Source organism: Chryseosolibacter histidinae (assembly GCF_018598225.1).
In the GTDB taxonomy this organism is placed as follows: domain Bacteria; phylum Bacteroidota; class Bacteroidia; order Cytophagales; family Cyclobacteriaceae; genus Chryseosolibacter; species Chryseosolibacter histidini.
In genome coordinates, this window is record NZ_JAHESF010000036.1 from 14212 (window position 1) to 28913 (window position 14702).

Sequence of the window (14702 nt, forward strand, 5' to 3'; positions counted from 1 at the left end):
TGGCTGTTTACAGAGGATAAATTTCCACGAAGCAACAAGGCTTCCTCCAAACGCCCGGCCCCGGACACCGGAAACTAAAAAACGAACAATTCTTTAAGCCCGAACCCCAGTTATTAAACTTCCGGCAATTGGTACGGGAATTGCCAACCGTTTTGCAATTAGATTTTACGGGGTTCAACCATCAAAGACTCTTCATAGGTTTAGGTTTAGGTGGTTGAACCCTGCTTTTTTTGTGGCTACGACCATCATAAATGACGGGTACCATAAAACTTTATCTGCACACCAGGCATCATGCTGTAAACCAACATCCCTATGCTGAAAAACCTGTTGAAGATCGCCCTCCGCAATATCCTGAAGGATAAAACCTACAGTGCCATCAATATCCTCGGGCTCACCATCGGTATCACCTGCAGCATGTTCCTGCTTATGTATATCCTCGATGAGCTGAGCTACGATCGCTACCACAAAAATGCGGATAACATCTACCGGATCGTCTCCAACATTAAGGAGCCCGATAACGCCTTCACCTGGGCTGTTGCGCAAATTCCGCTGGGAGAAGAGCTGCGCGACAATTACCCTGAAGTCGAAAATGTGGTCCGCTTTTTCGGTACGGGGCGCACCCAGTATAAAAATGGCGACAAACAGTTTTACGAAGAAGATCTCTACCTGGTAGACTCCACAGTGTTCGATGTCTTCACCTATACGTTCATCGATGGCGATGCCGCTACGGCGCTGGACAACCCGTTTTCAATGGTGGTAACGGAGAAGATGGCAAAAAAATATTTCGGTGACATGCAGTCTGTTGTAGGGCAATCGTTGCAAAACCTGCAGGGCGAAGAGTTCAAGATCACCGGCCTGATCAAAGACGTTCCGCCCAATTCACACTTCAGGTTCGATGGGCTCATCTCGCGCAACACACGGCCGCAGTTTCAGGGCAGCTGGGGAAATTTTGGTGTATCCACCTACGTTCAGCTACCGGCTGGGTACGATCTCTCCAAAATGTATGCAAGCTTCGACAAGATCATCAAGGAGAAGGTCAATCCCATCTTCGAACAATACAACATCAAGATCCAGTATGAGCTTCAACGCATGACTGACATTCACCTCTATTCCAAAATACAGGATGAAGCCGAAGAGGGCGGAGACATCTCCTACATCTATGTTTTCGGAGCCATCGCCGTGTTCATGCTCATCATCGCCTGCATCAACTACATGAACCTTGCCACAGCACGTTCGGCCAACCGGGCCAAAGAAGTAGGAGTAAGAAAAGTGATGGGATCGCAGCGTTTACAGCTTGTTGCACAATTCATCACAGAATCGGTGGTGCTGGCACTGATCGCGTTGGTCACCAGCCTCGTGCTGATCTATGCGCTGCTGCCGGGTTTCAATAGCCTGGCCAACAAAGAGCTTCCGTTCACTTACATTCTGCAGTTACCCGTGTTGTTAAGCCTCGTGGGCATCATGCTGTTCGTTGGTGTGGTGGGTGGAAGTTATCCGGCGTTCTATCTCTCTGGCTTTAATCCGGTGAGCGTACTGAAGGGCAAGCTCGCGGCTAGAGGAGGTACCGTTGTGTTCCGGAAGATCCTGGTGGTTTTCCAGTTCGCCATTTCGGTCTTTATGCTCATCTCTACCCTTATCGTTTTTGATCAGCTTCAGTACCTCAGAAACAAGGACCTTGGTTTCGACAAGGAGCGTGTTGTTCGACTGAACCTCAGCGGAAAAGATATTCAGCAGAAAGGGCCGGTGCTGGCAGAGCGCCTGAAGCAATCGCCTGAAGTTGCGGGTGTAGGCATGGCCTCCAGCTCACCCGGACAAGGCATCGGCAAGTTGCTTTTTAAGGTTGAAGATAATGAGGGCAAAATGACCGACCGTGGTGTAGACCTGTTCAACGCAGATTTTGATTTTGTAAAGTCGATGGGCATGGAGATCGTGCAGGGACGTGACTTCTCACGCGATATTGTTTCTGACACCACCTTTGCCGTGCTGGTGAACGAGGCCATGGTTAAAAGAATGGCCTGGAGCAATCCACTCGGGAAAAAATTTGTGCTGGAGGGCGCAGGACCCAACAACACAAACATCGAAAAGCGGGTGGTGGGTGTGCTCAAGGATTATCACCAGAACTCATTGTATTCAGTGATCGAACCGCTCATGATCGTGCTCGACAAAAATGGCAGGCTGATGTTTGTAAGAACAGCAGAGGGCGACGTGAAAAAATCGCTGGCGGCAATTGAGAAAGCGTGGAAGGAGATCTTCCCTAACAACCCCTTCGAGTATAGTTTCCTCGATCAGGATTTCAACTCACAGTATAAAGCAGACGAAAAGCGAAGCCAGATCTTCACCATCTTTTCAGGCCTCACGGTTACCATCGCGTGCCTTGGCCTGCTGGGACTTGCTGCATTCACCACGGAGCAGCGCACTAAAGAGATCGGCGTTCGTAAAGTGATCGGTGCCAGCGTACGGGGACTGGTGGTGCTGGTGTCAAAAGAATTTTTCCTGCTGGTGGGCATCGGTATGGTGCTGGCATTTCCGGCAGCGTGGTTTGTCACCGACGACTGGTTGCAAAATTTTGCATACCGCATCCAGCTCAGCGGCGAATGGCTCACCTTCCTGGCATCAGCGTTGCTCGCATTTGTGATCACCCTGGCCACCGTCGGCTACCATGTGATCCGCGCAGCATCTGCTAATCCGGTGAAGTCATTGAGAGACGAATAATGCAGTTTACGTGGAATGCAGTTTCACGCAAAGACCGCAGAGGTTTTTTGTTTTTCGCCGTCATCCTGAATGGCGATTTGAGCGTTGGCATGTGCGAATGAAGGATCCCCATTTGAACAACGTGCTTACGAAAGTGTCACACGCTCGAATTAAGTACGCAGCAAGCGATCCGGGAATCCTTTGCTCACACAAGCCAACACAATTGCATTTGTAGGATGATGTGTTCGATAGAGTCTTTGCGCTTCTTAGCGTCTTTGCGTGAACCTGTATTTACCCGAACTGGATAATAAACGTAGTGCCTTTGCCAACCTGGCTTTCGGCGGTGATAGAGCCACCCATGGATTCTATCTGTGTTTTGATGAGGAACAGTCCTACGCCGCGGGCTTCGTCGTGGTTGTGAAAGGTGCGGTGCAGGCCGAACAGCTTGTCCCCGAATTTTTTCAGGTCTATACCCTGGCCGTTGTCTGTTACACGAAGCTCCACTGCCTCGTTGCGTACATTGGTCTCGAAGTGGATCTTGGCTTTGCGGTTAGGAGCTCTGTACTTGATGGCATTGCTGAGCAGGTTCTGGAAGATACTCTCCAGGTATGCCTTCGGATACCGGATGCTGTGTGCCCGTTCGAAGTTGTGGGTTACACTGGCTTCTGCCAGGATCATCTCACCTTCCAGTGATTGTCTTACTTTGTCCAGCAGATCCTTGAAATGAACTTCCACACGCTCAACATCGGTTTGGGTTTTCACCTTGAGTGTATCCATCAGGTCGTTCATGGTTCCACCCAGGTTTTTAGCCACATTCTTGAGCTTGTCGAAGATCAGTCTGTATTCGCGGATGTCGCTGTTCTCATCCAGCAGGTTGATAAGTGCCTGGATATTTCCTACCGGCGATCGCAGGTTGTGTGAAATGATGTGCGCGAACTCGTCGAGCTGGCGGTTGCGTTCCTGCAGCTTGACAGCAATGGCTTCGATATTCTTTTTGGAGTTCAGCAGCTCTTCTTCTGATTTTTTACGCTCCGTGATGTCGATGGCCGAAGCATAAACTACCTGGTGATTCTGGTCGCAGGCGGAGCTCCACAGCAGCCACCGGTATGAGCCGTCCCTGCAGCGGTAACGGTTCTCGAACGTGAACATGTTGTCTCCGTTCTTGATGGCGGCAAAGGCCTCGTGCGTTGCTTCGATATCTTCGTGGTGAACAAAATCGAAAAACGGTCGTGACAGCAGCTCGATCTCGCTCCAGCCTGTGATGGTGGTCCATGAAAGGCTTACGCGTTTAAAGTAGCCGTCGAAACCGCAGATCACGTTGAGGTTTACGGCGTTGTTGAATACACGGAGGTTCTCTTCAACGATCTTGTGAAGTTTCTCCTCGGCGGTCTTTTGCGCGGTGATGTCGCTGAGAAAACCCTCTAGCATGCTCAGCTTTCCGTCAACAAAAACACCGATACCGACTTCGTCTACCCAGCGCCATTCACCTGAACGGTGGCGCAGCCTGTACCGCAGGTGGAACCGCTTTCTATCCTGTACCGCCTTGTTCACCCGGGAGTTGATCATTTCCGCATCCTCGGGATGAAAGAGGTGTGAGAAGCTGACCTTGCCCGTGAGAAAATCGTTCGCAGGATAACCTGTGATGCGTTCGATATGATCGTTGATGTAGATGACGGAATAGTTCTTGTCGTGGTGGCAGAGGTAGATGGCTCCGGGAATATTTTCCGCCAGCACGCGGAATTTTTCTTCACTTTCCCGGACGCGGTCATCGAAGACCTTCATGTAGCTGAGGTCTGTGATGATGCCCACATAACCGGTGATCACATCCTGGTCATCGCGCAAAGCGGAAACCGAAAGCAACGCCGGAAAACGACTGCCATCCTTGCGGATGAAGGTCCAGTCTTCGCGGTTGGGCGTTTTTTGGATGCGTGCCTTGATGGTAAATACATCGAATACAGGCTCGATCACCATGTTGAGCGCTTCCGATAACAGTTGCGCACGTTTGATCACCTCATCGAGGTCGTGGAAGATCAGGGAGCTGGTTTTGCCGATCACTTCTTCGCCGGAGTATCCCAGCAGGTGTTCTGCAGCCCTGTTGAAACTTGAAATGATCCCCTCCGGCGTAACCGAAAGAATAGCCAGCTCAGTAGTACTGAGAATAGCCTCCTGAAGCCGGAAAGCTTCTGCTAAGGCATTGAGAAATTTTTCGTCCTGGATATTTTTTTTGGATAATGAACGCTTCTCCATGGGGAAGGACCAAGTTCAACACACTAAGGTAAGAAAAATTTATACAGACTTCTCATTGTTTACAGAAATCAAAATTTTTATTTGAATCCCCGCTGGCGCCGGGCTTCAAACACCACAACTGCTGCGGCAGTGGAAACGTTCATTGAATCGATAACTCCCTGCATGGGAATAATGATATTGGCGTCAGAGGCCCGTACCCAGGTATCGGAAAGGCCCGTGGATTCAGTGCCCATAACGATCGCGGCCGGCTTCCGGAAGTCGATCAGGTGATAGGGTTGGGACGCTTTCAGGTAGGTGCAGTAAATGCTGATGTTCCTTTTCCTGAGCCAGGCAATGGTGTCTTCTGAAGATGCAGACGCCGTACGGGTTGTGAAGATGCACCCGATGCTGGAGCGGATCACGTTGGGGTTGTAAAAATCGGTTTGCGTATCACAAATGATCACGGCATCAACCCCCGATGCATCTGCCGTTCTGAGTATAGCGCCCAGGTTCCCCGGCTTTTCAACAGACTCCAAGATCAGCAGCAGCGGATTGGCAGAGAGCGTTACTTCCTCCAGCCTGTGCGTTTTCTGCTCCGCCACCGCCAGCACACCACCGGAATTCTCCCTTACGGCGATTTTGTCGAATACTTCTTTTGATACCGGAACGAGCAGCTTGTCTGATGTGCCCAGCGCTTCGAGCTCCTGTCGCGAGATCAGCTCCTCGCAAAAGAAAAGGTTGCCTATTTTATAACCAGCCTGCAGTGCCATGCCGATCTCCTTTTTGCCTTCGATCACAAACAGGCATTGCTTTCTCCGCTCCCGTGGTTTTTCAAGCGCTAGCAGGTTTTTGATCTTCGGATTCTGGGTGCTGGTAATAGTGAAATGCATCTTTCAGTGCCGCGATAAACATGCCGGCAGGTGCCGGAACCGTGCGCTAAGGTGCAAATTTTTGAGTTAAGCATCATTAAAATCTGCACATTTGCACTGCCTGTCCGGGCCTGTTTGCAAAGTCTTGTTGGTGTTCTTCACCAACCAGGCTTTGCGAACATCAACAAGGGCTCCCGGTAACAGACCGACAGGCGAATTGACCAACAGACCATTCATGAAACTTGTATATCCTTCGTCCTGGAAAGACTATGAGCTCATTGACTCAGGCGATTTTGAGAAGCTCGAGCGATTCGGAAAATTTATTCTCGTGCGCCCCGAGCCACAGGCCATCTGGAGAAGAGTGCTGGACGACGACCAGTGGAAACAAATGGCGCACGCCAAGTTTGTGCGCGAGCAGACAGACAAATTCAGGTTCACTGACGATGTAAAAGGCGGCTGGTCAAAAGACCGCAGCATGCCTGAAACGTGGCAGGTGCAATACCAGTACAACAACCTTAGCCTTACCCTGCGGCTGGCGCTTACCGGCTTCGGACACGTGGGCATCTTCCCTGAGCAGGGCAACAATTGGAACTTCATCTATGATACCATCACGGGCTGGCGTGGCGCACAACCACAACCCAGGGTGCTCAACCTCTTTGCCTACACCGGCGCAGCATCGGTGGTGGCGCGGGCAGCAGGCGCTGAGGTGGTTCACTGTGACGCCTCACGGCCCGGGCTCAACTGGGCCAACCAGAACATGCAGCTCAACAACCTCGACAATATCCGGTGGGTGTACGAAGACGCTTTCAAGTTTGTAAAACGTGAAGTGAAACGGGGCAACAAATACAACGGCATTATCATGGACCCGCCACCCTATGGAAGAGGCCCGGAAGGAGAGAAGTGGACCTTACAGGAGCAGCTCGACGAGCTCATATATATGAGCAGCCAGCTGCTGGAGAAGAAGAACTGCTTTTTTATCCTGAGCATGTATGCCATAGGCCTTTCGGCAGTGGTGGGCATGAATGTGGCGAAAACGTATTTCGATCTGAAGAATGCCGAGTTCGGCGAGTTCTATCTGAAGTCTAAAAACAACCGCGACCTGCCCATGGGAACATTTCTCCGGTTTTCTGCCTGAGGAAGAGATCGCCCAATAAACAGGCTTACTATCATTCCTGGACCGAACAACCTGCCGGCCTGGATGAACATAATGTTATTTTATGTTGCCGTGCTTTTGCTACAACGTTTGAAATGCGGGAGAGCGGGTATCAGATTCTGATCGATTGTGGCAATTTTCGAAAGGGCTGGCTGCAAATCGCCAAATTAACCGTATCTTTGCGCCTCGATTATTGAAATTACGAGGATTTTGAGGATTTATGGACAATAACAAGATCAGGAACATCGCTATTATCGCTCACGTTGACCACGGTAAAACCACCCTGGTTGACAAACTGCTTATGGCCGGTAAACTTTTTAAAGACCATGAGAACCCCGGTGAGCTGATCATGGATAGCAACGACCTGGAACGCGAAAGGGGTATTACCATCCTGGCAAAGAACGTTTCCGTTCGGTATAAAGATTATAAGATCAACGTTATAGATACCCCTGGTCACAGCGACTTTGGTGGTGAAGTTGAGCGTGTGTTGAACATGGCCGACGGTTGTCTGCTGCTGGTGGATGCCTTTGAAGGTCCCATGCCGCAAACCCGCTTCGTGCTGCAGAAAGCGCTGCAATTGGGCCTGAAGCCTATTGTGGTGATCAATAAGGTTGACAAGAAGAACTGTACACCTGACGAAGTGCACGAGCAGGTATTCGACCTGATGTTTCAGCTCGATGCTACGGAAGACCAGCTCGACTTCCCGGCATTCTATGGCTCAGCCAAACAAGGATGGATGAGCACCGACTGGAAAAATCCTACAACAGACATTACACCGCTGCTGGATGGTATCATTCAGCATATCCCCGCACCCAAGATCGCCGAAGGTGCAACGCAGATGCTGATCACATCGCTGGAATACTCTTCTTATATCGGACGGGTAGCCATCGGCCGTGTGCACAGGGGCTCCATCAAAGCCGGACAGAACCTGGCGCTGGTGAAACGCGATTCCAAAGCAGTGGTGAAAGCAAAGCTCAAAGACCTCTATGTATTCGAGGGATTTGAAAAACAAAAACTTGAAGAAGTAAAAGCTGGCGAGATCTGCGCGCTGGTAGGACTCGAAGGTTTCGAGATCGGTGATACCGTTACCGATCCTGAGAAGCCCGAAGCGATGAAGTCCATCGCCATCGATGAGCCTACTATGAGCATGATGTTCACCATCAACAACTCGCCTTTCTATGGTAAAGAAGGTAAGTTCGTTACGTCACGCCACATCAAGGAAAGGCTCGACAAAGAGCTCGAGAAGAACCTGGCGTTGCGCGTAGGCGATACCGGTTCTGCCGATTCGTTTATGGTGTTTGGCCGTGGTGTACTGCACTTGTCAGTATTGATCGAGACCATGCGCCGGGAAGGATACGAGCTTCAGATCGGTCAGCCTCAGGTGATCTTTAAGGAAATTGACGGCGTGAAATCAGAGCCTATCGAAGAGCTCACCATCGACCTTCCGGAGACCGACGCCGGAAAGGCCATCGAAACCGTTTCACAGCGCAAAGGTGAGATGCTGAACATGGAACCCAAAGGAGATCGTATGATCCTGAAGTTCCACATCCCTTCACGCGGTATCATTGGTTTGAGAAACTACCTGCTGAATGTAACTGCCGGTGAAGCGATCGTAACACACCGCTTCAAGGAATATCAGCCTTACAAAGGTGAGATACCCGGACGTATCAACGGTTCGCTCATTGTGATGGAACAGGGCGAAGCCATTGCCTACAGCTTGCACAACCTGCAGGATCGTGGTAAGTTCTTCATCGATCCAGGTGAGCCTGTATACGAAGGTCAGGTGATCGGCGAGCACAGCCGCAGCGGCGACCTGGTGATCAACGTTACCAAAACGAAGAAGCTCACCAACATGCGCGCTACCGGAGCTGACGAAAAGATGCGCATCGCTCCTCCGATCAAGTTTTCGCTCGAAGAAGCGCTGGAATACATCCAGTCTGACGAATACGTGGAAGTGACCCCCAAGTCGATCCGCCTCCGCAAGATCTACCTCAACGAGAACGACAGGAAGCGGTTTTCAAAGAACAACTGATATCTCTATAACATGAGTATACAAAGAGCCGGGTAACACCGGCTTTTTTGTTTTTGAAGAGTCCATGGTCCATAGTCGATAGTCCATGGCCCGGATAGTGTTTAATCGAGTACGCTACCCACTTTGACTTAGTACTCCTCACTGATTCATGTGGTGCTCTGCCATGGACTATGGACCATCGACTATGGACTTATTCTCAGAATTTTTTCTTAACTTACATAAGCAGTCTTTTTAACCATCCCCCCACATGGAGAAAAAGTGCCGTCAAAGGTTGGCTTACTTCGGCGTTCAGCGATCTCCCATCTGCTACCTTATTTTCTTTTTTTCGATTTGCATCACATCTTTATCGGCACAGCAAAAAACGCACGACGGCCAGACTTACACCTTATATAAGCCGGGTCACTTCAAACCCGGGCATGGACTGGTATATTCCATATTTGTGTCACCAGTGCTCACCGTCGACCCGATGGGTTTTGGCGGCAAAAGCACCTATGCCCTTGGCGGAGGCGCAAGGATCAACCTGTGGGAATCAAAATCACCCGACAATCTCTTGCAGGGCCTGAAAATAAAAGGACTGTACACGGCATTCGGCTACGAGTATTATCCCCAGCAATACGATAAGCTTTACGCGAGTCTGTGGCTGCGCATCAAAACCTTTATGCCCATCGCCGCAAGGGTAGACAAGGTGCTCGACATCGGTGAAACGGTTACGGGCTCATCATTGCGCGTCTGCTTCGGATTCGAAGTGAAAAGCGTGACCGTCTTCTTGTGTGGCGTCACCGGCTTCAGCCTGCATCATCCTGACAACATTGAAACACACTATGCGAACTCCGGTGCCGTGATGGTGATCGTCCCTGTTTACAACCATTCAACCCGAAAGAACCAATGACGTATGCTCAGCGATCTTTTTTAGGTTTTTGCTTGCTGTTACTGTCCTCACATGCAAACGCGCAGAAGCTCAATGTGGGCATCACGTTCCAGTACCACGTGCTCAAACAGGTGAAGGTTGACAGTGACATCATCAAAGGAGCCTATTCCTACAGTCAGTACTATGTGAAAGACAATCGCTGGAAGTTTTTTTCAGCGGGGCAGTCCATCGTGATTGGTACTGTGCTGCAGCTGGACTACAAACGCTTCTATGCAACCATCGAACCTTCTTACAATCTCAATACTTACAATTATGTTGTAGAATATCCAGTGGAGCCGGACAGGAATGAGCGGATCAACTTTCAGCCATTGCTTTTCCAGGTCGATGTGCCGTTCTACCTCGGATTTCAGTTCAAGTCATCCACCTTTGTGCGATACTCTTTCTTCGCGGGCGGTGTTGCTGTCATTCCCTACTTCATCAGCTACCAGCTCCGCTCACGGCTCGCGGATAATCCGCAGTACGATTATTTCCACTCGGGTGATATGCGGAATATCTTGTACGACACCGAACCCTATTTCAATACGTTGCTCGGCTTCGGCCTCCACTTCGCAAGCCTGGGCAAGATCGACCTGCGTTACCAGCATCGCATTGGGTCGCCAGGCGATGTGTATGCTGTCACCTTCAATACGGTGGGTGCTGCCGTCACGTATTATCTGCCATTGGATCTGAAAAGGAAAAAGATCTACTATGAAGACTAAAGCGCTCATCGCCTTGCTGCTGTTGATGTTTGCCAGCGCGTGTGAAGTGATCTTTGACAGCGACATGCGTTACCTGCCGGTGCGCGATCCCACGGCAGTGGTGCTGAAGAACCGGCTGGTAAGTTATACCAGCACCGAGCTGGTGTATGAGACTGATGTGTTGTTGCTGGAGATCTACGACGGATGGGACAATACATTCCTGGAAAAAGAGGATTTTGTGTTTGGCGGAAGTTTCAAAACCACAGTGCTTGATTTTCAGCGCGTGTCTTCCGGCAACACCGGTGCTTCGTCTTCATTGTTGCTCCTGGATGCCAGTGGATCTTACAAGACAACAGATCCTTACAACGCAAGGTCGCAGGCCATCAACAAGTTCTTTCACGATCATTCGCCACCCGAGGACTTTTTATTGGGTGCATTTTCAAAGAACGGATCGCTGACAGGCGATGGTGTTGAATTCTACAGTGAGCACTTCAGCTCCGATCATGAGCAGCCTACCCGGTATCTGTTCGATCTTGCCAAACGTACGGGAGGCAGCAGCTCGCTTTATGATGCGTTGTATAAAAGCATTGATAAGTTCGATGCCGGGAATCATCGCAAGGAGCTGGTCTCGCTCGTGCATGCCCCTGATAACGCAAGCAGTGTTCCGTGGCCGGATGTTGTACAAAAAGCAAAGGCAAACGGCGTACGCATGCACATGATCGGCCTGGGAAGTGAGGTGTCGCTTTCATCGTTGGCCGCCATCGCCCAGGAGACAGGTGGTTTCTTTGCCGCTTGCCGCGATGAAAAGGAAATGGTATGTGTGTTCAATCAGCTCCACCGGTTATTGAATAGCAACATGGAGGCCTATCGCATCCGGGTGAAAGTAGAGCCACCCGCCGGCACGATCGCGTCGGGCCTGGAGTGGATGCAGGCAATCTACATCACTGACCCACAGTTCGCTTACGAGTATAATCCGGCCTATGTTTATCTAAAGATACCGTGATGAGAACCCCGTTATTTTTTGTACTCATGCTGCTATGCCTGCGCTCGTATGCGCAGCAGATCGAAGTTGCTGCACAGAAGGGACATTCCGGCGACATCATTGCATGCTCGTTCAATCATGACGGAAGACTGTTGGCCAGCGCAGGTGCCGATAACCTGATCAAGCTGTGGCATATCCCCACCGGCAAAGAAATGGCCAGCTTCATCAGCGCTTCAACAACACCGGTGAAAGCGCTTCAATTCAGTAGTGAAGATGATTTCCTGCTGGTGAAATACGCCGATGGCAGTGTGCACTCCTGGGATATTGTAAGCTCCGGTCTTCGGTCATCTACGGAGCCGTCGCGTGTTGTTACCAAAGACCCGTTGAACTATTACACTCGTGACTCATTGTTCCAGGTCTTTGTTGACCGTTTCTACCTGCGCAAAAAAGACCGGCGCACCGGCAGGATCACGTTTTCAAAAGTGCCCGTAGATATTTCCAAAAACTTCAGGGCCGTGGCTGTGTCAGAAGAACATCGCACCATCGTGGCTGCGAATGAAGACGGCAAAGCTTATGTCTATGATCTCGACAAAGGCAGGAGCGTGACGGTGCTCGATGGCCATTACGCTGCCGTGAACAGTGTTTGTTTTGCGCCTGACGGAAAAATGTTTGCTACGGCCGGCGCAGACCGCTCGATCATTATCTGGAACACGCAGGGCTTTCAGCAGGTGCGGAGATTGTTTGGTCGCTCGTTCCGCTTCGAAGCGTTGGCTTTCAACCATGCCGGTACGCAGCTGGCAGTGGGCGATGAGCTGGGGCGTGGTAGGCTCATTGACCTCGAGTCGAGTCGTGTAAGGGTATCGGTTGCACCGTGGCATGAGCAGAAGGTGTCCGCCCTTGCCTTTGCTGCGAACGATAGTGTCATCTTCAGCGGTGGTTATGACAACAGGCTTGTGTCTTTTGACGTGCGCAGTGGAAAAATCATTCACAAAGAGGTATATAAGCATTATGTGAGTACCGGCGATCTCGTGTTGAAAAAATTGAAAGCTTACCGCGAGCCGTATGCATGGATCAATACTGTTGCCGTAAGCCCTGGCGGCACCTGGACTGCCTGCGGTGGTGGCTGGCGCGAATCGGAGGTACGGGAGCAACCCCAGGCATTGCAGGTGAGAAATTTAATAAATGGTGAGTCATATAAACTTTTAGCGCATCAGGGCGCCGTCAACGACATCTGCTTTTTGAATGACCTTCAGTTTCTCAGTGCCGGCGCGGATGGCCTGTTACAGTGGCATTACGATGCAGCTTTGCATCAATTCTATTTCAGAAAGAAACCAACGGTATTGGCAGGTATTGAAAAAATACTTCCAGGCAAAGGTGATACGGTGCTGCTTCAGCGTGGCAATGCCCTTGTGCTGTATGACCTGCGCAAAGAACAGATGCTCGATTCCATTCACGCACCCGCGGCCATCGCGTCTGTAAGTTTCGAAAGGAACACAGGCAGGCTGATCTATGCCGTGTTCAACAAACTCGTGTTCACAGACATTTCCGGCTGGCACAACGCGCGGCCTGTTAACAAAGAAGCGCATACGGACAAGATCACGGGCATCGCATTCAATGCTGCAAAAAGAATGATCGCCACCTCCAGCTGGGACGCCACCGTAAAACTCTGGAATGCCGACAGTGGAGAGCTGCTTGCCACCATCATTTCCATCGGCAGCGACGATCACCTCATCATCACACCGGATAATTATTACTATGGTACCCGAAACTCGCTGCGTGGCATCGGGTTCAAGTATGGAAAACAGTTTATCTCGCCGGAACAGTACGACCTGCGATTCAACCGCCCTGATATTGTGCTGGCGCGGCTGGGATTTGTGCCTAAGGAAGTGGTGCGTTCATTTCATCGCGCTTATCAGAAACGACTTCAGAAAATGAACTTCACAGAGCAGATGTTAGGTGAAGAGATCCATTTGCCGGAGACCAGGGCCAACACAGACAAGCTGCCGTTGCATACTGCGGAGGCGCAGGTGGCTTTTGATGTGGTTGCGTCCGATTCGAAATATGACCTTGACAGGATCAATGTGTTTGTTAACAACATTCCCCTTTATGGCATCCAGGGCATTGACCTGAGAGGGAAAGGCATGAAGCAGATCACGCAATCCGTGAGTGTTGCGCTGTCGGCAGGCAAGAACAAGATCCAGGTCTCGTGCCTGAATGAGAAGGGTGTAGAGTCGCTGCTGCAAACTTTTGAAATTGATCACAGACCAGCAAAAGTTACACGTCCCCGTTTGCACGTGGCGGTTGTTTCTGTATCAAATTACGCCAACGCTACCATGAATTTGAAATACGCCCGCAAAGACGGCCAGGACCTGGTGAACATGTTCAGGCGCTCGGGGTGGTTCGACAAGATCACCGTCGATACGTTATTCGATGCCCGTGCTACCCGCGACAACATCCTGAAGCTTCGTGAAAAATTCATGCAAACGGGTGTAGACGACCAGGTGATCTTTTTCGTCTCCGGTCACGGCCTGCTGGACGATAACCTCGACTTTTATTTCGCCACGCACAATGTGGATTTCAAGAACCCCGCTTCCGGTGGACTGCGTTACGAAGAGCTTGAAGGTTTGCTCGACGGCATTCCTGCACGAAAAAAACTATTGCTGATGGATGCCTGCCATTCGGGCGAAGTGGATAAGTCGCGCATTACCGTATCGCAGTCGTCAACGGTGCTGAGTAAAAACCAGAAAGGCACCATTACCGAATACACTTACCCCGCAGACATTCAGCAGGAGCACTATGAAATAGGCATCACCACTTCGTTCGAGCTTATGCAGGAGCTGTTCTCCAATCTCAGCAAAGGTTCAGGTGCGGTGGTGATCTCCGCGGCAGCCGGCAACAGCTTCGCCCTGGAGTCTGACGAGTGGCGCAACGGCGTGTTTACCTATGCGTTGATCAACGGCGTGAAAAGCCGCAGCGCCGACCAGAACAGAAACGGCGAGATCACCGTCAGCGAGCTGAAAGATTTCATCAGCGAAGAAGTACAGAAGCTCACCAACGGTGCCCAGAAACCTACCTCACGAAGAGAGAACCTGGAGTTCGATTTCAGGGTGTGGTGAAAATGTCCCGCAGATTTCGCAGATGAAC

General features: G+C 50.7%; 9 protein-coding genes. 7 read left to right on the forward strand and 2 right to left on the reverse strand.

Annotated features, from left to right (window positions below; translation table 11 throughout):
• Window positions 1–312: 312 nt before the first annotated feature.
• A complete protein-coding gene (locus KK083_RS25025) occupies window positions 313–2712 on the forward strand; it encodes an ABC transporter permease (protein ID WP_254168567.1) in 2400 nt (799 codons plus the stop codon).
• Window positions 2713–2982: 270 nt separating this feature from the next.
• Here the strand turns inward: KK083_RS25025 and KK083_RS25030 are convergent, their stop codons facing one another.
• Together KK083_RS25030 and KK083_RS25035 are read right to left on the reverse strand one after the other, a co-directional pair.
• Window positions 2983–4938: a PAS domain-containing protein gene (locus KK083_RS25030; protein ID WP_254168569.1), complete on the reverse strand. Its 1956-nt coding sequence runs from the start codon at window positions 4936–4938 to the stop codon at window positions 2983–2985.
• A gap of 77 nt (window positions 4939–5015) precedes the next feature.
• On the reverse strand, window positions 5016–5807 hold the full coding sequence (locus KK083_RS25035; protein WP_254168571.1) for a TrmH family RNA methyltransferase: 792 nt from the start codon (window positions 5805–5807) through the stop codon (window positions 5016–5018).
• Window positions 5808–6021: 214 nt separating this feature from the next.
• Here KK083_RS25035 and KK083_RS25040 point away from each other — a divergent pair, with 214 nt between their 5' ends.
• The 6 genes from KK083_RS25040 to KK083_RS25065 all read left to right on the forward strand — a co-directional run bounded on the left by KK083_RS25040 (window position 6022) and on the right by KK083_RS25065 (window position 14674).
• Window positions 6022–6921: a class I SAM-dependent methyltransferase gene (locus KK083_RS25040; RefSeq protein WP_254168572.1), complete on the forward strand. Its 900-nt coding sequence runs from the start codon at window positions 6022–6024 to the stop codon at window positions 6919–6921.
• Window positions 6922–7159: 238 nt separating this feature from the next.
• Window positions 7160–8971 (forward strand): translational GTPase TypA, encoded by a 1812-nt coding sequence (typA, locus tag KK083_RS25045; RefSeq protein ID WP_254168574.1) that lies wholly within the window; start codon window positions 7160–7162, stop codon window positions 8969–8971.
• 247 nt (window positions 8972–9218) lie between these two features.
• Window positions 9219–9860: a hypothetical protein gene (locus KK083_RS25050; RefSeq protein ID WP_254168576.1), complete on the forward strand. Its 642-nt coding sequence runs from the start codon at window positions 9219–9221 to the stop codon at window positions 9858–9860.
• Between the two features lie 32 nt (window positions 9861–9892).
• On the forward strand, window positions 9893–10597 hold the full coding sequence (locus KK083_RS25055; protein ID WP_254168578.1) for a hypothetical protein: 705 nt from the start codon (window positions 9893–9895) through the stop codon (window positions 10595–10597).
• Entirely contained in the window at window positions 10587–11579 is a 993-nt protein-coding gene (locus KK083_RS25060; protein WP_254168580.1) for a vWA domain-containing protein, read from the forward strand. Before KK083_RS25055 ends, KK083_RS25060 begins: the two co-directional genes overlap by 11 nt.
• Window positions 11579–14674: a caspase family protein gene (locus KK083_RS25065; RefSeq protein WP_254168582.1), complete on the forward strand. Its 3096-nt coding sequence runs from the start codon at window positions 11579–11581 to the stop codon at window positions 14672–14674. The genes KK083_RS25060 and KK083_RS25065 overlap by 1 nt, the downstream gene beginning before the upstream one ends.
• Window positions 14675–14702: the final 28 nt, after the last annotated feature.